Annotated in this window: 20 protein-coding genes and 1 tRNA gene; 10 read left to right on the top strand and 11 right to left on the bottom strand. The window is 36.6% G+C overall.

The window, feature by feature from the left end:
• Window positions 1–241: 241 nt before the first annotated feature.
• The 5 genes from cyaB to fen are packed head-to-tail and all read left to right on the top strand — an operon-like array spanning window position 242 to window position 4,830.
• Window positions 242–784 carry a class IV adenylate cyclase gene (cyaB, locus tag IJQ68_RS04080; protein WP_292797279.1) on the top strand — a complete coding sequence of 181 codons (543 nt, stop codon included), beginning with the start codon at window positions 242–244 and terminating at the stop codon, window positions 782–784.
• Window positions 785–832: 48 nt separating this feature from the next.
• Complete coding sequence (locus tag IJQ68_RS04075; protein ID WP_292797277.1) at window positions 833–2,002, top strand: homocitrate synthase family protein; 1,170 nt, start codon at window positions 833–835, stop codon at window positions 2,000–2,002.
• 9 nt (window positions 2,003–2,011) lie between these two features.
• A complete protein-coding gene (gene hacA, locus IJQ68_RS04070; RefSeq protein WP_292797274.1) occupies window positions 2,012–3,268 on the top strand; it encodes a homoaconitase large subunit in 1,257 nt (418 codons plus the stop codon).
• A 5-nt stretch (window positions 3,269–3,273) separates the two neighbouring features.
• Entirely contained in the window at window positions 3,274–3,837 is a 564-nt protein-coding gene (locus IJQ68_RS04065) for a chorismate lyase (protein ID WP_292797271.1), read from the top strand.
• A 9-nt stretch (window positions 3,838–3,846) separates the two neighbouring features.
• Window positions 3,847–4,830 (top strand): flap endonuclease-1, encoded by a 984-nt coding sequence (gene fen, locus IJQ68_RS04060; RefSeq protein ID WP_292797268.1) that lies wholly within the window; start codon window positions 3,847–3,849, stop codon window positions 4,828–4,830.
• Between the two features lie 25 nt (window positions 4,831–4,855).
• Here the strand turns inward: fen and IJQ68_RS04055 are convergent, their stop codons facing one another.
• Genes IJQ68_RS04055 through ahcY form a run of 3 tightly spaced genes read right to left on the bottom strand, consistent with a single transcriptional unit; the run spans window position 4,856 to window position 7,514 of the window.
• Window positions 4,856–5,530, bottom strand: coding sequence for a PH domain-containing protein (locus tag IJQ68_RS04055; protein WP_292797265.1), 675 nt, complete (start codon window positions 5,528–5,530; stop codon window positions 4,856–4,858).
• A 60-nt stretch (window positions 5,531–5,590) separates the two neighbouring features.
• Window positions 5,591–6,241 carry a DUF2119 domain-containing protein gene (locus IJQ68_RS04050; RefSeq protein ID WP_292797263.1) on the bottom strand — a complete coding sequence of 217 codons (651 nt, stop codon included), beginning with the start codon at window positions 6,239–6,241 and terminating at the stop codon, window positions 5,591–5,593.
• A gap of 22 nt (window positions 6,242–6,263) precedes the next feature.
• Window positions 6,264–7,514 (bottom strand): adenosylhomocysteinase, encoded by a 1,251-nt coding sequence (gene ahcY / locus IJQ68_RS04045; RefSeq protein ID WP_292797261.1) that lies wholly within the window; start codon window positions 7,512–7,514, stop codon window positions 6,264–6,266.
• Between the two features lie 161 nt (window positions 7,515–7,675).
• Between ahcY and IJQ68_RS04040 the strand changes: the two genes are divergently transcribed.
• The 5 genes from IJQ68_RS04040 (at window position 7,676) to IJQ68_RS04020 (ending at window position 13,176) form a co-directional block, all read left to right on the top strand.
• Window positions 7,676–7,785, top strand: a tRNA-Met gene (locus IJQ68_RS04040).
• A gap of 113 nt (window positions 7,786–7,898) precedes the next feature.
• Window positions 7,899–9,065 carry an aldo/keto reductase gene (locus tag IJQ68_RS04035; RefSeq protein ID WP_292797259.1) on the top strand — a complete coding sequence of 389 codons (1,167 nt, stop codon included), beginning with the start codon at window positions 7,899–7,901 and terminating at the stop codon, window positions 9,063–9,065.
• 9 nt (window positions 9,066–9,074) lie between these two features.
• On the top strand, window positions 9,075–9,830 hold the full coding sequence (locus IJQ68_RS04030; RefSeq protein WP_292797256.1) for a HesA/MoeB/ThiF family protein: 756 nt from the start codon (window positions 9,075–9,077) through the stop codon (window positions 9,828–9,830).
• A gap of 247 nt (window positions 9,831–10,077) precedes the next feature.
• The gene (gene glnA, locus IJQ68_RS04025; protein ID WP_292797285.1) at window positions 10,078–11,448 is read left to right on the top strand and encodes a type I glutamate--ammonia ligase; all 1,371 of its coding nucleotides are present in this window, start codon (window positions 10,078–10,080) and stop codon (window positions 11,446–11,448) included.
• Between the two features lie 45 nt (window positions 11,449–11,493).
• Entirely contained in the window at window positions 11,494–13,176 is a 1,683-nt protein-coding gene (locus tag IJQ68_RS04020) for a DUF128 domain-containing protein (protein ID WP_292797253.1), read from the top strand.
• Window position 13,177: 1 nt separating this feature from the next.
• Here IJQ68_RS04020 and IJQ68_RS04015 read toward each other — a convergent pair whose 3' ends face one another.
• The 8 genes from IJQ68_RS04015 to fwdF form a co-directional block, all read right to left on the bottom strand.
• Window positions 13,178–13,471: a DUF2097 family protein gene (locus IJQ68_RS04015; RefSeq protein WP_292797251.1), complete on the bottom strand. Its 294-nt coding sequence runs from the start codon at window positions 13,469–13,471 to the stop codon at window positions 13,178–13,180.
• Between the two features lie 93 nt (window positions 13,472–13,564).
• On the bottom strand, window positions 13,565–13,864 hold the full coding sequence (locus IJQ68_RS04010; protein WP_292797248.1) for a DUF2097 domain-containing protein: 300 nt from the start codon (window positions 13,862–13,864) through the stop codon (window positions 13,565–13,567).
• Between the two features lie 41 nt (window positions 13,865–13,905).
• Window positions 13,906–14,781, bottom strand: a complete 876-nt coding sequence (locus tag IJQ68_RS04005; RefSeq protein ID WP_292797244.1) for a formylmethanofuran dehydrogenase subunit C — start codon at window positions 14,779–14,781, stop codon at window positions 13,906–13,908.
• Between the two features lie 2 nt (window positions 14,782–14,783).
• Window positions 14,784–16,499, bottom strand: a complete 1,716-nt coding sequence (locus IJQ68_RS04000) for a formylmethanofuran dehydrogenase subunit A (protein ID WP_292797282.1) — start codon at window positions 16,497–16,499, stop codon at window positions 14,784–14,786.
• 7 nt (window positions 16,500–16,506) lie between these two features.
• Window positions 16,507–17,883: a formylmethanofuran dehydrogenase subunit B gene (locus IJQ68_RS03995; RefSeq protein WP_292797241.1), complete on the bottom strand. Its 1,377-nt coding sequence runs from the start codon at window positions 17,881–17,883 to the stop codon at window positions 16,507–16,509.
• Window positions 17,873–18,442: a molybdopterin dinucleotide binding domain-containing protein gene (locus IJQ68_RS03990; protein ID WP_292797238.1), complete on the bottom strand. Its 570-nt coding sequence runs from the start codon at window positions 18,440–18,442 to the stop codon at window positions 17,873–17,875. Before IJQ68_RS03990 ends, IJQ68_RS03995 begins: the two co-directional genes overlap by 11 nt.
• Window positions 18,443–18,453: 11 nt before the next feature.
• Window positions 18,454–18,684 carry an ATP-binding protein gene (locus IJQ68_RS03985; RefSeq protein ID WP_058740137.1) on the bottom strand — a complete coding sequence of 77 codons (231 nt, stop codon included), beginning with the start codon at window positions 18,682–18,684 and terminating at the stop codon, window positions 18,454–18,456.
• Window positions 18,685–18,692: 8 nt separating this feature from the next.
• A complete protein-coding gene (gene fwdF / locus IJQ68_RS03980) occupies window positions 18,693–19,790 on the bottom strand; it encodes a tungsten-dependent formylmethanofuran dehydrogenase subunit FwdF (protein WP_292797234.1) in 1,098 nt (365 codons plus the stop codon).
• Window positions 19,791–19,852: the final 62 nt, after the last annotated feature.

The following is a 19,852-nucleotide window of genomic DNA, read 5'->3' as shown; positions in this document are numbered from 1 at the left end:
TCCTTTCCAATGCTTGCGGAAGCTACAATGTTTTCTATTTTAATGTCAACATCGGTCAAATTTAAACCTCCAATTTAAGTTTTTAAAAGTAGTAAGTAAAAATTAAGAAAACAAAAATTTAAATTTTTACTAATAAAATATTTCATTTAAATAGTATATAAAGTTATGTTTATTTAAATGAATATATCAAAAATATTAAAATTAAAAAAATTTTAAATAATAACCAACAGGGGAAATTGACATGATAGAAGTTGAAGTGAAAGCAAAAATTGAAAATTTTCAGGATATGGAAAAAAAGTTAGAAAATCTTGGAGCCATGAAAAGTAAAAAAGAATTTCAGGAAGATATCTATTTCAACAGCCCAATTGTTGATTTTGCAAATACCGATGAGGCCTTAAGAATAAGAACCACAAAAGAAAATGACAACAAAAACATATTCATAACATATAAAGGTCCAAAAATAGATTCTAAAAGCAAAACCAGAGAAGAAATTGAAATCACAATAGAAGACAGTGAAAAGTGCAGCAGGATTTTCCAACGTCTGGGATTTACTAAGGTAAGGACAGTCAGAAAAGACAGGCAATACTATACATACAAAAATTTTGAGATTAGTTTAGATGATATAGAAGGCCTTGACCCGTATATGGAAATAGAAATCGCATTGGATGACGGTGAGGATTACAGCGATGCTCAAAATAAAATATTTAAGCTCTTTTCCAAATTAGGAATTGATGACGGATTTGAAAGAACATCCTACCTGGAACTTTTAGAAAAATTATATTAATATTAAAGAAAAATACTATAATAGTAAAATTTTAAAGAAGTGAGATAATTGCAATATTATATTAGTCATTATAATAAAGAATGTGAAATTACATTTCCGGAAGATTTTATAATCTATGATACCACTTTAAGGGACGGAGAACAGACCCCTGGAGTCTGTTTTAGCTTAAACGATAAATTGGAAATTGCCCGCAAACTCGATCAGTTCAAGATTAACCAGATTGAAGCCGGCTTTCCGATAGTATCTGAAAGAGAAAGGGAAAGCGTATCAGCAATAGCAAAAGAAGGTTTGAATGCAGACATTCTTGCATTGACCAGGACAAAACCTGAAGATATTGATGCCGCTCTTGACTGTGACGTTGACGGAATAATTACATTTGTCGGAACATCAGATATCCATCTGGACCACAAAATGCACATAACCCGTCAGGACGCAATCAACTTATGTGAAACTGCAGTCGACTACGCCAAAGACCATGGATTGTATGTGGCATTTTCCGCTGAAGACGCAACAAGAACCGACATTGAATTTTTAAAAAGAATATATTCAAAAGCACAGGAATGCGGTGCTGACAGAGTCCATATAGCCGATACAACCGGCGCAATCACTCCACAGGGTATCGATTATCTGGTAAGAGAACTTGTGAAAGATTTAAATGTTAATATTGCACTCCACTGCCACAACGATTTCGGCCTAGCAGTAATCAACTCAATTACCGGAGTGCTGGCCGGAGCAAAAGGTATTTCAACTACAGTCAACGGTATCGGCGAACGGGCAGGTAACGCTTCTTTAGAAGAACTTATTATGGCTTTAAAAATATTATATGGTAAAGATTTAGGATTTAAAACCAAATACATTACAGAATTATCCAATATCGTGTCAAAAGCCAGCGGATTGCCAATCCCATACAACAAGCCGGTTGTGGGAAACAACGTATTCAGACACGAATCAGGAATCCATGTTGATGCGGTAATCGAAGAGCCTTTATGCTATGAGCCATATGTTCCTGAACTTGTCGGCCAGAAAAGACAGCTTGTTTTAGGAAAACATTCCGGCTGCAGAGCAGTCAGAGCCAAACTGAATGAATGCGAACTTGATGTAAGTGACGAACAGCTTATTGAAATCGTCAGACAGGTTAAAAAGTCAAGAGAAGAAGGAAAATACATCAACGACCAGGTATTCAGAGACATAGTTAAAAAAATCAGCAAAAAAGAATAGGTCATTTTTATGAACATTACTGAAAAAATCTTATCCAAAAAGGCAGGCCATGAAGTAACCCCCGGAGAAATAATTGAAATTCCGGTAGATCTTGCAATGTCTCACGACGGAACATCCCCTCCTGCAATAAAAACTTTCGAAAAAGTTGCAGATAAAGTATGGGATCCTGAAAAAATAGCAATTATCTTTGATCACAATGTCCCTGCAAACACAATCGGATCTGCAGAGTTTCAAAAGGTTTGCCGTGAATTCATAAAAAAACAGAAAATAAGTAAAAACTTCATTCACGGTGAAGGAATCTGCCACCAGGTGGTTCCTGAAATGGGTCTGGTCGAGCCGGGAAAAGTTATTGTCGGTGCGGACTCACATACATGCACATATGGTGCTTTCGGAGCATTCTCAACAGGTATGGGCGCAACCGATTTGGCGATGGTTTGGGCCACCGGAAAAACATGGTTTATGGTTCCTCAAGCCATTAAAATGGAAGTTACAGGGGAATTGAACCCAACAATTGCTCCAAAAGATGTGATTTTAAACATTATCGGCGAAATTGGAATTGCCGGAGCAACATACAAGACTGCAGAATTCTGCGGCGAAACAATTGAGAATATGGGCGTTGAAGGAAGAGCAACCATGTGTAATATGGCAATTGAAATGGGAGCTAAAAACGGCATAATGGAACCGAACAGGGAAGTTATCGATTACATATGCAAAAGAACCTCCAAAAAGGAAAGTGAACTCAATATCGTCAAATCCGATGATGATGCAGTTTACGAAAAAGAGCTTCATTTCGACATAACAGATATGGAACCTCAAATTGCATGTCCAAATGACGTTGATAATGTAAAAGACATTTCCAAAGTTGAAGGAACAGCAATAGACCAATGCCTAATAGGTTCATGTACAAACGGAAGACTATCTGATTTAAAAGACGCATATGAAATATTGAAAGGTCAAAAAATTAACGATAATATTAGATTATTAATATTACCTGCATCACGTGAAATATACAAACAAGCAATGAATCTGGGATATATAGAAGCTTTTATTGATGCTGGAGCTATAATATGTAATCCTGGATGCGGACCATGTCTTGGCGGACATATGGGCGTATTATCCGAAGGCGAAGTTTGTATTTCCACAACAAACAGGAATTTCAAAGGTAGAATGGGAGACCCTAAATCTTCAGTTTATCTTTCAAATTCAAAAGTTGTAGCCGCTTCAGCAATTGAAGGAGTTATAACAAATCCAAATGATCTGATGTGAACAAAATGCCAATGAATAAAAATGAAGCCAACAAAAGACTTATAGAAAAAATCAATGCAGTTGAGGAATCATATACCAAAAATTTCTCAAATACACAAAAAATACTACTGACAACAGACGGATCCATAACGGCAATTTTGGATGTTTTATATGGAAAAATAACATTATCCACACTCGAACAGCATTTTGAAGATGCGACCGAGGAAACCGCAAAATTAATCAATGCCAAAAGTGGAGATTTAATTAACTTCAGGGAAGTTATAATGCATAAGGATAATGAAAATCTGATTTATGCAATTTCATATATTCCATTAAGCAGACTTACCGATGAGATATGCTGCGATTTGGTCAGAGCGGACATACCAATCGGGAGAATACTTAAAAACTACAATATCGAATCAAGAAGGGAAGTCAACAACATTTATATTGAAAAGCCAAACAAGACCCTTCAGGAATTATTCGACACCACAGAAGACATGCTCGCAAGAGATTATGTCATCATACATAAAAATGAAATATTGATGTGGATTAAGGAAGTATTCCCTGTAAGCAAATTTACCGACATTTAGGTGGTATGAATGGGTGTAAAACTTAAAGACATAATTGAACCTGAAAAGATAAACTTTAATGATTTGGAAGGAAGAGCTGTATCAATAGATTCGTTCAATACCCTTTACCAGTTTCTATCAACAATAAGGCAAAGGGATGGCCAGCCGTTATGCGATGAACATGGAAATATCACATCACACTTAAGCGGAATATTATACAGGAACTCTTCAATGGTGGAAAAGGGAATAAAGCCAATTTATGTTTTTGACGGTAAAGCACCCGAGCTTAAAAGTGATACCCAGGCCAAAAGAAGAGAAATCAGGAACGAAGCAGAAAAGATTTACAAGGAAGCTTTAAAAAGCGGAGACACAGAAAAAGCCCGTAAATATGCAATGAGATCATCAAAACTATCTCCAGAAATAATCGAATCCTCCAAAAAGCTTCTGACATTAATGGGAATACCTTATGTTGAAGCGAAAGGTGAAGGTGAAGCGCAGGCAGCATATCTGGTTGAAAAAGGAGATGCATATGCTGTTGCATCACAGGATTATGACTGTCTTTTGTTTGGGGCTAAAAGAGTTGTAAGAAACCTTGCAATTAATTCAAACCTGGGAAACCTGGAATACTATGAATTAAGGCATGTCTTGCATGAACTTGACATAACCCGTGAAGAGTTAATAGATATGGGAATTCTGATTGGAACAGACTTCTGTGACGGTATGAAAGGAGTCGGTGCTAAAACTGCTTTAAAACTTGCCAAAAAAGGACAGCTAAAGGAAAAACTGGCCGAACTTCAAAAGGAAAGTACCCATGATTTAAATGAAGTGAGAGAAATTTTCCTAAACCATAACGTGAATACTGATTACAAAATAAAATGGAACAAACCTGACAAGGAAGGACTTGTGGAATTTTTATGCTACGAACATGGGTTTTCAGAAAATCGTGTTGCAAAGGCATCAGACAAGCTTAAAAATTTAAGTTCTTCGCAGGGAAGCCTTGATGCATGGTTTTAAAAAAGTTTAGAAAAAACTTCTAAACTTAATTATTTTTTGAAATAGCATCTGCTATAGCATCAGCCTGTCTTTGAATTAGCTCATCATTAGCTATTTCCAATTGATTGAAAATATCATTATATAATGTGTGACCATCGCTAATGAATCTGAATCTGAATGCAGTAGAAGCAGTGGTGACCTTAACTGTTCCATATCCCAACAACTTACCAATTATTCCCATATTGAAAGAAACGGAATTGATCATGTTTAATGGGCTTTGCATTTGAGTGGTTGAAATTAGACCGCATTTACCGAACACTCTTTTATTTGTCAAAATCAATTCAGTGTTAACATAACTAATATAACGGACAATAAACCAGATTATGCCTAAAATCAATAAAGGATTCCAGAATATTGCCTGAATGAAAATAAATGGTCCGAAATACCAAAAGCCATTGATTGCTGTAACTAACCAAATGATAAAACCAATAGCAATTAAAATTCCCGGAGCTAAAAAACAAGCATTGTTTATCTCAGATACTCGGATAATCTCTTCACCGTCAATCATATTTAATTTATATATTGCAAAAGGATTATTTGGATTGTTGACTGAAAATTTCTTATCCTCCGGCGAAGTTCCATCCAATGAATACCCGCAGGCACTGCAAAACAATGAATCCTCTTCTAACTCATTTCCGCAATTTTTACAATATTTAACCATATTAAAAACCACCTACTAATAACTTTATAATAAGTTATATTATTAGTAGTATATTAATTTTTAATATGGAGGAAAATCCTCCCCAAATACTTTTTTTGCATAATCCATTGCCAGTTTAACCTGATATTCATATTTTTTCATCATTGCATTTTCAAAATCCGTACGAGTCTCACATTTAGTGATTAACCTTAATATATCCATATATCTTTCTGTAGCGGATTTTTTATCAAAATTGAATTTTTCCATTATTTCAGGAGTCAGTTTTTCAATGCAAGGAAATTCCAAGGTTTTACACACCGTATCAGTTGAAAAATAAGTCATTCTTATGAGAGGAGAAACAGATGAAACCAAAACATGATTTCCGGCAGGAATCAGCGGAGGAACACCTGTTTTTTTATAACGCTCCATTGAAGTTAGCTTATCGTAATTTTTAATGTTATAACAGTGAAGCTCCGTATAAAAATCAGGCTCAAAATAGTTTATCAGACTAAGAATCTTTTGGCCCAGTTCAGTTTCATAAAATTCCTTTTTGATGGTTGAAATATACTCTGTTTTGTCAAAATTATAAAAATAGAATTGTCCGCAGGATAAATCATCCTGTTTAAGTGATTTAATAAATTTTATAGAAGTTTTACCCTCATTTCCATGAACTCCACCTAAAAACAGTTTAGTGGGTCCTTTACCGTTATCAATATATTTAAAATAAGACATGAAAATAAAAAAAAAGAAGGAATTATGTTCCTTCTTGCCAGTTGTTCATATATTCTTTCTGTCTGTCAGTTAATGTGTCGATTTCAATTCCCATTGCATCTAATTTCATGCTTGCTACAGTGTAGTCGATTTCATCAGGAGCTTTGGTTACGCCAACAGGTAAATCGTTTTCAAGGATGTGTTTTGCAGATAATGCCTGTACAGCGAAACTCATGTCCATGATTTCTGCAGGGTGTCCCTGTCCACGTGCTGCGGATAAGTTCACTAAACGGCCGTCTGCTAAAAGATATATTTTACGTCCGTCTTTTGTAGTAAATTCTTCGATACTTTCCCTTACTTCTTTAACTCCTGTGGAAATAGCTTCCAGGTCAGGTCTGTTGATTTCTACATTGAAGTGTCCGGAGTTAGCAAGCATACATCCGTCTTTCATGTATTTGAAATCATCACCGGAGATAATGTCTGCATTTCCTGTTACTGTAATGATTAAATCAGCTTGTTTTACGGCTTCTCTGATGGTCATTACTCTGTATCCGTCCATTCTTGCTTCAAGTGCTCTGATTGGGTCGACTTCCGTTACAATTACGTCTGCACCAAGACCTGCTGCTCTGAGAGCCAGTCCTCTTCCGCACCAGCCGTATCCGCAGACAACAACAGTTTTACCTGCGATTACCATATTGGTTGTTCCCATTATTGCGTCAAAGCTTGACTGTCCGGTTCCGTAACGGTTGTCGAATAAGTATTTGGTGTATGCGTCGTTTACTGCGATTACTGGGAATTTTAGTGCTCCGTCTGCGTGCATTGCCTGTAATCTGTGCACACCAGTTGTGGTTTCTTCACATGCACCCTTGATGTGGCTTAACAGTTCTGTTCTTTCATTGTGAAGCACCATAATCATGTCTGCTCCATCATCGATGATTATGTCCGGTTTGTGATCCAGCACCATATTAATAGTCTGGTAGTATTCTTCATCGTCCTGTTCTCTCCATCCGTAAACGTTCAATCCTAAGTCAGCTGCACCAGCAACCGCATCGTCGTGAGTGGATAAGGGATTGCATCCGGTCATTGCGACTTCAGCCCCACCAGCCATTAATGTCAAACCCAAATTGATTGTTTTAGGTTCCAAATGTAAACATGATCCGATAGTAATTCCTTTGAAAGGTTGAGTTTCTTCGTATTCCTTTTTAATGGCTTCCAAAACAGGCATGTGTTTTTGAACCCATTCAATTTTCCTAACACCTTCAGGTGCAAGAGACATGTCTTTAACTTTACTCATGAAAATTATCTCCTTAATGCTTAATTGTTATACATTTTATCAATCATTTTAAATATAGTTACCCCATTTAAAAAATATTAATCTTTGAAAAAATAGCAAAAAACATCAAAAAAAGCAAAACTTTAAATGCAACTATGAACTAATATATGTATGTTATATATGCCGGGGTGGCTCAGCTGGTTAGAGCGCACGGCTCATAGGGTATAAAAGCAGTGCTCTGACTAATACCTGGGATACCGTGAGGCCACGGGTTCGAATCCCGTTCCCGGCATACTTAAATCCCAGGTATATCTTTTTAATAACTATTTTTACTAATTTTTAAATCATAACATTTAATATACTTATTTTAAAAAAATATTCTTGTTAAGCAAATGAGGGTATGAAATGTTATATAACAAACTTGGAAAAAGTGGGTTAGAAGTTTCAAGGCTCGGTTTTGGAGCTATGAGACTGCCGACAAAAACTACCAATGATGATATTGATGAAAGTGAAGCTTCCAAAATGCTCACATATGGAATTGAAAACGGAATTAATTTAATTGATACTGCTTATCCTTACCACAGCAAGGAACTTGATGGTAACGGAAACAGCGAAAGATTCATAGGAAATTTCTTAAACGAAAACAGCTACAGGGATGAAATAATCCTTTCCACCAAATCACCTTCCTGGCTAATTGAAAAAAGAAGCGATTTTGATTATTATCTCGACATTCAGCTTGAAAAGCTCAAGACTGACTACGTTGATATCTATATGCTCCATTCACTGACGGAACCGGACTGGTACAAGGTTAAGGATTTGGACGTTTTAGACTTTTTGGACGACTGTCTGAGCAGTGGAAAAGTAAAGCATGTTGGATTTTCATCACATATCGAAGTGGACTACCTGATAGAGATTTTGGATGAATACCCGAAATGGGAAGTTGTCCTAACGCAGATGAACTATCTTGACGAATATTACCAGTCAGGAGTTATGGGTCTTGACTATTTAAAGCAGGTCAATGTGGGAAGCATGATTATGGAGCCTCTCCGTGGAGGAAGATTAGTCAATAATATCCCAACAGAAGTTCAGAAACTATGGGACATGGCCGAAGTCAAAAGAACGCCTGTCGAGTGGGCGCTCCAATATCTATGGAACAGGGACGATGTTGACTGTGTTTTAAGCGGAATGACCAGTCTGGAGCAGGTTAAGGACAACATCAGAATAGCTTCAACGATAGATAACATCAGCGAATACGATCAGGAATTAATCAGAGAAGTTGCAAGGACATACAGGACATTTTTAGGAAATGACTGTACCAGATGCGGCTATTGCATGCCTTGTCCTCATGGCGTTGACATCATTAACTGCCTGACAGAATATAACATTGCACATATGATGAACGACCCTAAAGCAAGCGCTATGCAGTATTTCTCATTGATTGACGATGATTCAAGAGCGGACAGCTGTGTTGACTGCAAGGAATGCCTTCCGTTTTGTACCCAGATGTTGAATATTCCTGAAGAGCTTCAAAAAGTGTATGAGTACTTCGGCAGTGAATTTGATCATTTTTAAGGTGAAAGAATGCCAACTAGATATATAGGTGACGGATACTGGGAAATCGCATCCAGACAGATGAGCATTGTTACAAGAAGCCAGCAGCAAAGATTCAAGGATGCCAAAATTACAGTAATAGGCTGCGGAGGCATTGGAGGCCAGGCCATTGAAATGCTTGCAAGGATGGGTATTGGAGAGCTGATTGTTGTTGATGAGGATGCTTTTGACATTTCCAATCTGAACAGACAGACCCAGGCAACATTAAGCAATGTCGGTCTTGCCAAAAGCGCTGTTGCGGCTGATAAAGTCAGATTAATCAATCCATATGTTAAAATAACTAACTTTAACGAACATGTGGATGAAACTAACATTGATAAAATCATTTCAGACTCAGATATTGTGATTGATGCTCTTGATAACGTATTGACAAGAGTCATTGTATCAAGAAAGGCAAAAGAAAAGGAAATTCCATACATTCATGGTGCAATTCATGGCACATTAGGCCAGATTACCACATTTTTGCCTGAAAACGAAAAGACATATGAAGAGATGTTCAATCTGCCTTCATCCGGAAAGGAACTGACAGATGACGTTATTGAAGAGTTGAAAAACGTAACATCCGGTGTTCCTCCAGTAATAGGACCAACACCTAATTTGGTTGCTTGTCTTGAAGCGATTGAGGCGTTTAAAATAATAACCGGTGTTGGAAAAGTTACTGGTGCTCCGGAAATTTTGACTTTTGATTTACTGGATTTGTCTTCATTCTCTTTGGAGGAGATTTAGACATTCAACTACTTTTTTCTTATTTTTTTATATGTAATATTAAACAAAACCTTATAAATTATTAAAAAATCTAAACAAAGACCATGTGATTTTTAATAATGTTATATCTTATTATATCATTAAATACAAAATAACTAATATCTTACAGATTTTATTCAAAAGATTTATATAATATGAGATGGAAAAATTTTTTTAGATAGGAATATATTTTCCGATGCAAAAAACTCATTATTATGAAAAAAAACGAATGGAGTATGATTTAATGGCAGACATCAGTGAAGAAAAGATACAAGCTATAAACGAACAGATGAAAGAGGACAATATCAAATTTATCCGTTTACAATTTGTAGACATTAACGGAACAGTAAAAAACATTGTTATTCCATTTAATGGCGAAGATTTGGGAGAACTGTTCAATGAAGGAATGTTATTTGACGGATCATCCATTGCAGGATTTGTTGGAATTAATGACAGTGACTTGGTCTTAAAACCGGACATTAACACTTACTCAAGACTTTCATGGAGACCTGAAGAGTCTGCAACATGCAGATTCATCTGTGACGTGTGGACTCCTGAGAAAAAGCCTTTTGCAGGTGACCCTAGAGGAGTGCTTAAAAGGTCACTTTCCCACATTGCGGAGATGGGACTGCAATATAACATCGGACCTGAACCTGAATTTTTCATTGTGGACATCGATGAAAACGGATATCCGATGCCTTATGACCAGGCAGGTTACTTTGATGTTGAGCCATTGGACAAAGGTCCTGACTTCAGAAGGGAGCTGACCTTAAACCTTGAAGAGCTTGACTTTGAAGTGGAAGCATCCCACCACGAAGTGGCTCCGGGACAGAATGAAATCGCATTTAAATTCAAAGACGCTTTAAAAACTGCAGATGCAGTCATTACATTCAAACAGGCAATCAAAGCAATCGTAGACAATATGGCTACCTATGACCAGCTCGACTACAGAGTAACATTCATGCCGAAACCTTTCTTTGGAGTTAGCGGCAGTGGTATGCACTGTCACCAGTCAGTGTTCAAAGGAGACAAAAACCTGTTTTCAGACCCTGATTCCGAAACGGGACTTTCAAAAGATGCAATGCACTTTATGGGAGGGCTTTTAAAACACGCTCCTGCAATAACTGCTATTACAAACCCTATTGTAAATTCATATAAACGTCTGGTTCCGGGTTATGAAGCACCGGTCTACAGAGCATACGGTTTTAAAAACAGATCAACATTGATTAGGATTCCTGCAGCACGTGGAAAAGCAACACGTATTGAATATAGGGCACCTGACCCAGCATGTAATCCATATCTCGCATTTGCAGTAATGCTTGAAGCAGGTGTGGACGGTATCGTCAACAAGATTGACCCCGGAGAACCTACTGAAATCAACATTTACGAGTTGAACGAAGAGGAAAGAGAAGCAATGGGAATCAAAGTATTGCCAACCAGTTTATGGGAAGCATACCATTCCCTTGAAGAGGACCCACTCATATTAGGAGCTTTAGGAGACCACGTCAGTGAAAAATTCCTGGAACTCAAATATAAGGAATGGGACGAATACAGAGTACAGGTATTCGGATACGAACAAAGAAAATATTTGGATATCTAATCCAAATATCATTTTAATTTTCTAAATGTAATCTGGAGCTATCATATGTCAGAATCAGAGCGCCGAATGATTGAAATTTTAAGAATACTGAACAATCAAGACAAAGCAACAGGATCAAAACTAATAGCTGACGAACTGAAAGAGAAAGGTTTTAATCTAGGTGAACGTGCCGTAAGATACCATATGCAAATTCTTGATGAAAAGGGTTATACTGAGCGAATGGGATATTCTGGTCGGAAGATTACTGATTTGGGGCGTGAAAAGTTAGAGAAAGGACTGATATACGATCAAGTGGATTTTATCTATTCAAAATTTGAAGAGTTGATATATTTAACTGACTTTAACTATATGACCAGACAAGGAAATGTTGTAGTTAATACATCAACCATTTATAATGAAGAAAGCTATAATATAATGAAAGATATTTTTGCAAGTGGTCTTTCTGTAAGCCCTTACGTTAATTTAAATAGGGTTAAAAATGGTGACGCACTGGAGATAAAAACAATATGCGGAACAACAATTGACGGAATTCTTTTGAATGAAGGCATTGCCTCACAGCCAGTATATGGAGGATTATTGAAAATTGAAGATAACCACCCGGTTGCCTTTAAAGAACTGATATCATATAAAAAGACATCAATAACACCTCTTGATGCATTCATTGCACCCGAAATGACTTCAGTGCTTGATGTAGTGAATGAAGGTACAGGATATATTCCTGCAAACTTCAGATTAATACCTGATGTTGGAAAGCAGAAAACAATAGAGATATTATCCAAATTAAAAGAAATTGGAATTAACGGAACAATTGCCATTTCTGAAGATGGAGAAAACATTCTTGGCCTTCCAGTCAATAAGGGAATGATTGGTCTGGCAATAATAGGTGGAATAACACCTTTCTGTGCAGTTCAGGAACTGAATCAGGACATTGATATAAAGATTGGGGAAGAATTGGAAAATTTCGAAAAATTAACACCTATTGTCAATACTGTTGACCATAAACTGAAAACAAGTTCAAATTCTGATGAATCAAAAATTCCATTTATCTTATCAAAATCCTGGAATCTGATACAGCAGGTTAATTTTGATGTTGAAAAGGAAAAAGGAAATATCGTTGCAAACGTTTCATACATCAAAAAAGAGGATTTGGATGATGTAATCGACATAATGAAAGAATGCTATGAATCCGATACAAAATATATCAATCCACATTACCAAATTCTATCACACCCTACAGATGATGATAAAGTGGGAATAGCTACAGTGTGCAGCTTAAGCATTGACGGATTGCTGGTAAATAACGGAATCAAATCCACTCCGAAATATGGAGGATTGCTGGAATTGACCGAACCGGCTTTGTTTGTTGACTTGATATCATACAGCGGTTCATCACTGGATCCACATAAGATATTTATCGCCAAAAACATGACGTCAATTACTAAAAATGACGGACCTAAAAGATTGCTGGCCAGTATAAAAGAAATACCCTATGTCGCAAGAGACCACAGCATTTACCTATTGGACAAGCTATCCAAATTGGGAATACCAACCTATAAAATTGGTAAACCTCGAGAAATAATCTATAATGCAAAAGTAGACAATTATAATTTCGGTATCGTAACCGGAAGCGGCCTTAATACAATTGCCGCCATAAAAGAACAGGGATTGGATATTGAAGTTAAAGCAGACACCAAACTAATGCCTTTTGAAAATATGGATAGACTGTAGTTCAAACTACAGTTACTTCCACAACCTCACCGCCATCTTTAGGAGTATGAGTGAATTCAATTAAGTCTTCCTGAATTTCATATACATCGATTTCAATAGTAGGATTTAGATGAGACTCATCCAAAGACAATAATATTTTAAATCCCGGTTTTCCATAATATTCGGAAAAATCCACATTTAAAATTTCTCCTTCTGCAAAAATCCTGTTATATGAAATTTCAAGTTCATCGTGGATTTTAATATTTTCTTTTAAGTAAGTTACAGCTTCATCTACATTTAAGGATAATTCTTTCATAGATTTCACCCCTTACATTTAATTATGTTTTATAGTATATAAATATTTGTTCGTTAGTATTGAAACAAAATTGAAAATTAATAAAAAAAAGAATTATTTAGTAAAATCGATTTCAATAATGACGTTTTTATCTTCAGTGATATGATTAATTTCAAGCAAATCATCATATATTTCTTTAAAGTCTATTTCAACTGCCTGATTTAAAATTTCACCATTTAATTGCAAACCAACCCTAAGTCCTTCTCCAGTTTCTTCATCTTCTTCTGTAATACCTAAAACTTCACCTGGAGCAAAAATACGATTGTAAGAAATTTCTAAAGTATCTCCGACATTAACTTCATTTCTGACATATTCAATTGCTTCATCAACAGTCAATAAAATCTCTTCTTCCATATAACCACCATAAAATTAAAAAAAATAAAAAGAAAAAGGAATTATAAATTCCTGTATTCTCTGATTGAAGTATATTCGTCGTCTAATTCACCATAAGAGGATAATTTTTCTTTGTTTGCTTCAGCATCTAAGTATAAATTACCTTTACCATTAAGACCAATATCTCCAGTATAGTGGATAAATTTACCTTGGTAGGTAACACCTTCAACTTCAGGATCTACAACGACACCGTTGAGAACAAATCCTTCAAGTAATCTTCCCAAGAATCCGTGGATAATAATGTTACCGTTTTTCATTTGTCCACCAGGCCAACGGTTTACGTCACCGTCAATTTCAATGACACCTTTGGTCATGTGAATACCAGCTAAAATATCACAGTTACCTTTAACATGGATTTTACCACCGGTTAAACATTCACCACATTGTTTACCAGCGTTACCGCCGACAACAATTTGACCACCGGTCATACCTCTCCATTCACCAATGTAAGAAGCACCAGTGAATTCTTTGGTATTTCCAGTAATTTCTAAGTATCCTCCAGACATTTCTCTTCCAGCGTGAGCAGCTGCGTTACCATTAACGAGAATGGATCCACCAGACATTTCAGCACCAACATGTAAATCCACACTACTGTTACATACGATGTCTCCACCACTCATTTTACAACCGATGTATTTAACTCTGTTTAAGTCACCGTTTAAAATCATTTTAACTTCATCAGGTCCTTCAGCTTCTCCTTCCACAGTTATGTTGAAGAAGTCAGTAATTGGGAATCTGGAGTTACCAATTGGAACTTGATATTTTGCGAAATCAGCTTCAGTCCAGGAGTAAATTTCATCTGGAATTAATTCATCGAATTCTAAAGCGATTGAAGAAGTTTTTATTTGATCAAAAGTTATTGTTTTCAAACTAAACACCCCTATTTACCTTCAACGTCTACTCTAATTGGGTTGGATACGTAGTGGTCGTGTACTGGGTAGTTTTCCCATTTAACTGAGTAGTATTGGGTGAAGAACGGCATGATGTTGTCGATAACTTTTTGTTCTTCTCTTTCCCATCCTTTTACGTTAACCCAAACGTTTTGACTTTCTTTAACTTTAACAATTTCTTTGTCTTTTACTAAGATTTGACCATCTTTAATTGTGTATTGAGCAATATCGAAACCTTTTTCGATGTCAGCTGCTTGTTTGGATGGATCGATATCATTAGGATTTATGTCATATACTGCAATGTCTGCTCTGTAACCAGGGGTGAGTGCACCTCTGTCAGTAAATCCGTAGATTTTAGCCGGAGCAGCTCTTGTAATAGTTGCAATATCGTAGAAATCGTATTCTCTTTCAAGAGTTGGGAGAAGAGTTCTTTTGTGTACCCATTTGTGAACTTCATTGTCACACATGTCTTGTCTTTTCTCATTACTCATTAACCAAGAGATAATTCTAGGATATCTGGTAAATGGTCCTGCGTTAGGGTGGTCAGTAGTTAAACATACTCTCCATGGATCTTCGATTAACAAGAATAATTCAAGACCGATAGCCCATTGTAAAGTACTGACAGGACTTTTCTTGGAGTAGATACATGGAATGATACCTGCTGCAGTTTCACATTCAATATCTTTGTTGGTCCATTTAAGACCGGATAGTTTGAATAAGTCGTATTCCATAGGAGCGTCTGCAGTCATGGTAGTGGTTTCATCGAAAGTTACTTGACCAATATCACAGGTAATGTTGTCTTTTTTGTTGAAATGTTTAGCAACTTCTTCAGCACCTGAGGTTACATCTTTCCAACTGTTACCTAAGTAAGAGTGGAATTGTAAGTGAGTCATGTGCATGACTTGGTCCCTGATTTCAGCTGCACCTTTACCTTTTTTAATGCCGTCCATAGCATCCATGGTTTCTAAGGTTGTAGGTACGTTACCTGGGTGACCTAAGTCGTTAGGGTGAATGTGAATAGAGTGAGGTAAGTTTAACATTTCGTTAGCTTTTGCTAAAGCAATTACAACTTCTTTGGAAGTTACATCGAAGTATGGTGCTTTGTCGTTGAAACCATGTACGTTCATACCCCAACCCCATGCTTCACTTCCACATGGGTTTACGATTTTAACACCGTAACCTTTTGAGATTTTTAACCATGCTGCAATAAATGCTGCAATGTCTTCAATATTATTATCTTTTGCATATTCCATTACGAACCAGTTGTTACCGAATAATGGTAAAGCTGGAATGTCTAATTGAGGAATAGTTGCAATTTCTTCGTGAGTGTGTTTTGCTTCAAGAGGAGGCATAGCTGCTTCTACAACAGTACCGTAACCTAATCTTGAGTATCTGTAACCGGTTGCAGGACAACTTGGAATAGAGAAACCAGATTCTGATCTTAATACTTTAGTTTTTTGAGTAACACCTCTTCTGGAATCTTCAGGTCTGTATAATCTTCCAACTACTAATTTTGGACCTGCAACGTGAGCGTGAGGGTCAACACCTGCTGGCATGACTATTTTATCGGTAACGTCTAAGACTTTTGCATCTGAAGATACTTCATCTACAATAATACCATCTTTGAACATAACATCCATTTGTTCCCCATTAACTTCATTAGCTGGGTCGTAGACAATACCATTTTTAAGAATATATTCCATTATATCACCTTTAGAGTGCGTTTGGATTTGGCACAAATTTTGGAGCTACGTTTGGCTCTTCTCTGAGTTTCATTACTCTTTCTTTCAATTCACGGACAATCCATTCGTCGTCACGACAGGTTTCTGGTTTGTCGATAGCTTTTTTCATGTAAATAGGAACTCCATCCATACGATAACTGGTACCGGCACATTCTACACCAATGAATGAACCTGGTAATACTACATCAGCGAGTTCAGTTGATGGACCCCAGTGAATATCGATTTGAATAACAGGAATGTTAGCTAAGTGTTGGTTTGCTCCATTAGGGAAGTGAGCACCAGGGTCAGCTGCAATAACCATGAAACAGTCTGGTTCTTTTCTGGTTAATAAATCGATAGTGTTGGTTTCTCCTAACATATATCTTGGGTAACCTCTACAGTAGTCAACACCGAAAGCGAATCCACATTCGAATGCCATGAAAATGTTGAAACCGTTTACGTTAAAGTGTCCCCTCATTGGAGTAAGACCCCATTTAGAGAATCTGTTTAAGTCTTGAACCATTTTAATAGCAATATCGATGTTTCTTTGTTTGGATAATGTGTGGGTTAATCCTAAACCGAAGAATAAAACACCGAATTCAGCGTTTTTCATTTCTTCTGCTAATTCGTAGATATCTTCTTTAGGAATTCCAGAAATTACATCTTGGTATAATTCTTTTCCTCTTAATACAGCCCTAATTGCGTTGTAGAAACCGTAGTCACCGTTTTGTTCGAAACCAATCCATTTGTCAGAACATTTTGCAGTGTCTGAGAATTTTGGATCCATGGTAATAACAGTTCTGTCGAATCTTCCTCTTTGTCTGAAGTATCCACGACAGAATACAGCGTATCTTGCCATGTGTCTTGGGTGAGAGTTCATTGCGTTACTTCCAGAGTATGCGATAACATCTGCTCTGTTTTGTACTTCTCCTAAAGTTTGGATAGGATAACCTGCGTTTTGTACAGCTTGTAGGGAAGGACCGTGACAGATAGTTGCTTGGTTATCTAAAACTGCACCGATATATTCACCTAAAGCTACTCCTTCTTTCATACATTCAGTAGAAGTTTCAGACCAACCGTAGAATACAGGTCTGACGGAGTTAGCGATGTATTCAGCAGCTTTATCTAAAGCAGTATCCCAATCTACTTCCATAAGTTCTCCATTTTCATCCCTAATCATTGGGACAAGTAATCTTTGGTCCATATCTTCCATGATTTTACTTGCTCCAAGTCTGCATGCGTGTCTTACTGCAACTACGTGATTGTCTTTAACTAAGTAATCTAAATCGTCACAGTTACATCCACAAAATGCACAGGTACAATTTTCAACAATGTAATCGTAATCAGTTACAGGTGGTTCATAAGTCATGATCAATCAACTCCTCCCATTTACGTCCTTTGTAAACTGGTAATTCACCTAATGATTCCATGTTTTCAACAACATCATCATCAGTTTCATCTACATATTTTTTGTATACCCATCTCATTAAATCTGCCATGAGTAAAACTTTTCTGTCTGTTTTTTCAACAGTACATTTAATACCTTTGTAAGTAGGGTCAGAACAGCAGTAAGTATCGTGACTTACAACAGTGTTAGCCCAAGGTCCTTTACAAATGAATACAGTACCTTCGTGAGGTGCATCTCTTGATACAGCACAGTTTACAACAACTTCACCGAAATCGGTTTTTACTAAAACAGTATCCCAATTGTTTACACCTAATTTTGCCATATCTCTTGGATCCATATAACAAGTTCCGGAAGCGTTTTTATATTCTTCTTTTAAAGTGGAACCTCTTTTCTTACATGCACCTTGATAGATATCAGATCCGGTGTTTAACATACATTTGAGGACATCTGTACTTCCTTCACCTGTAATTTTTACATCAGGTACTACTGGTTTTTCTAAATAAGTATTAGCATAATGCACAATAATTCCCCCTATTCTAACCATATAGCATTTACTGGGCAAAACATTTGACATGTTCCACATAATTCACATTTATCTGGACTGAAAAGTTTAATAAACCCATTTTCTACCATGATAACTACTTCTTCAGTTTTTGCACCATTACCACCAGCATTTTCTGGACTGATAGCTGCATTAACAGGACAAGCAATTACACAAATTCCGCATCCTAAACAATTATCTTGATTTACTTTAAGTTCCATCAAATCACCTAGTCTTTAATTGCATTTAAAGCTTCTGTCCAAGTTGCTGAGTTTGTAGGAGTGTGATCAACAGCAGTTCTTTTAACAGTGATAGCACCGTTAGGACAAGCTTTTGCACAAGCTTTACAACTTACACAGTATTCAGGTTTTGCAACAATATGTTCTAATCTTGAACCTGGACCGGTAGAAACAGGGAATGCTAATGCATTACATTTACAAATATCTACACAAGCACCACAAGCTTGACATTTATCTTGATCGACTTCAATTGTACCTTCGAATGGTTTTTTAACTTTTGCTGCGTCAGTTGGGCAGACTCCTGCACACCATCCGCAGTAAACACAAAGTTCACTGTCAATTACTGAATTACCTTTAACAGCAGCTTTTGAAAGGTCAATATCATATTCTCCATAAGAACAAATTCTACATAAAGCTTTGATTGCATTAGTAGGACATGCTTTTTTACATACTAAACAGTAAACACATTTACTTGTGTCAACTTCAATAGATTCCTTACCAGTTTCTTTATCAACGACAATTGCTTCTGCAGGACATAATTCTTCACAGACACCACAGTAAATACATTCATTATCATCAATTTCAATTTCACCAGTGACTAAATCTGCACGGTCTGGTAATGTTCTGTCAATTACGATAGCATCACGTGGACATGCAATTTCACATTTTTTACAATAGATACATTCATCATCATCGATTTTGGAAAATGCATTGTAATGAGGATATGCTTCAATTTCACTGATTGGTACGCCATCAATAGTTAATATTAATGCGTCAACAGGACATAATCCGCTACACATACCACATAATACACATTTGTCTTCATTAATACTAATTCTTTGAACATCAAATTCGTCATGGAAATTCTGTGCGATTTTTTCATGACCACTGAAGTAGACATTATTTGCTACTTGAACACGAGAGTCAATAGCAATCTCATTCAATGTAATTGCGCCAACAGGACAAGTAGACTCACAAATTCCACATCCGATACAGACATGATCTTTGAAAGATAAATTTCTTACTTCCTCCGCTGACCTTGTAATGTCAAAGTTATTGTCATTAACTTCTTTCAAATTTCTTATCATTATTAAATCTCCAAAATTTTAATTGAATTAGTTGGGCACTCATCTTTACATAGCTGACAACC

The organism is Methanobrevibacter sp., assembly GCF_017447225.1.
In the GTDB taxonomy this organism is placed as follows: Archaea; Methanobacteriota; Methanobacteria; order Methanobacteriales; family Methanobacteriaceae; genus Methanocatella.
This window is presented reverse-complemented; position numbering and strand designations above follow the sequence as displayed.

Bases quoted from the DNA above. Each gene is read 5' to 3' on its own strand.
- cyaB (WP_292797279.1), top strand. From the start codon at position 242: ATGATAGAAGTTGAAGTGAAAGCAAAAATTGAAAATTTTCAGGATATG.
- hacA (WP_292797274.1), top strand. From the start codon at position 2,012: ATGAACATTACTGAAAAAATCTTATCCAAAAAGGCAGGCCATGAAGTA.
- IJQ68_RS04065 (WP_292797271.1), top strand. From the start codon at position 3,274: ATGCCAATGAATAAAAATGAAGCCAACAAAAGACTTATAGAAAAAATC.
- fen (WP_292797268.1), top strand. From the start codon at position 3,847: ATGGGTGTAAAACTTAAAGACATAATTGAACCTGAAAAGATAAACTTT.
- IJQ68_RS04055 (WP_292797265.1), bottom strand. From the start codon at position 5,530: ATGGTTAAATATTGTAAAAATTGCGGAAATGAGTTAGAAGAGGATTCA.
- IJQ68_RS04050 (WP_292797263.1), bottom strand. From the start codon at position 6,241: ATGTCTTATTTTAAATATATTGATAACGGTAAAGGACCCACTAAACTG.
- ahcY (WP_292797261.1), bottom strand. From the start codon at position 7,514: ATGAGTAAAGTTAAAGACATGTCTCTTGCACCTGAAGGTGTTAGGAAA.
- IJQ68_RS04035 (WP_292797259.1), top strand. From the start codon at position 7,899: ATGTTATATAACAAACTTGGAAAAAGTGGGTTAGAAGTTTCAAGGCTC.
- IJQ68_RS04030 (WP_292797256.1), top strand. From the start codon at position 9,075: ATGCCAACTAGATATATAGGTGACGGATACTGGGAAATCGCATCCAGA.
- glnA (WP_292797285.1), top strand. From the start codon at position 10,078: ATGGAGTATGATTTAATGGCAGACATCAGTGAAGAAAAGATACAAGCT.
- IJQ68_RS04020 (WP_292797253.1), top strand. From the start codon at position 11,494: ATGTCAGAATCAGAGCGCCGAATGATTGAAATTTTAAGAATACTGAAC.
- IJQ68_RS04015 (WP_292797251.1), bottom strand. From the start codon at position 13,471: ATGAAAGAATTATCCTTAAATGTAGATGAAGCTGTAACTTACTTAAAA.
- IJQ68_RS04010 (WP_292797248.1), bottom strand. From the start codon at position 13,864: ATGGAAGAAGAGATTTTATTGACTGTTGATGAAGCAATTGAATATGTC.
- IJQ68_RS03995 (WP_292797241.1), bottom strand. From the start codon at position 17,883: ATGACTTATGAACCACCTGTAACTGATTACGATTACATTGTTGAAAAT.
- IJQ68_RS03985 (WP_058740137.1), bottom strand. From the start codon at position 18,684: ATGGAACTTAAAGTAAATCAAGATAATTGTTTAGGATGCGGAATTTGT.
- fwdF (WP_292797234.1), bottom strand. From the start codon at position 19,790: ATGATAAGAAATTTGAAAGAAGTTAATGACAATAACTTTGACATTACA.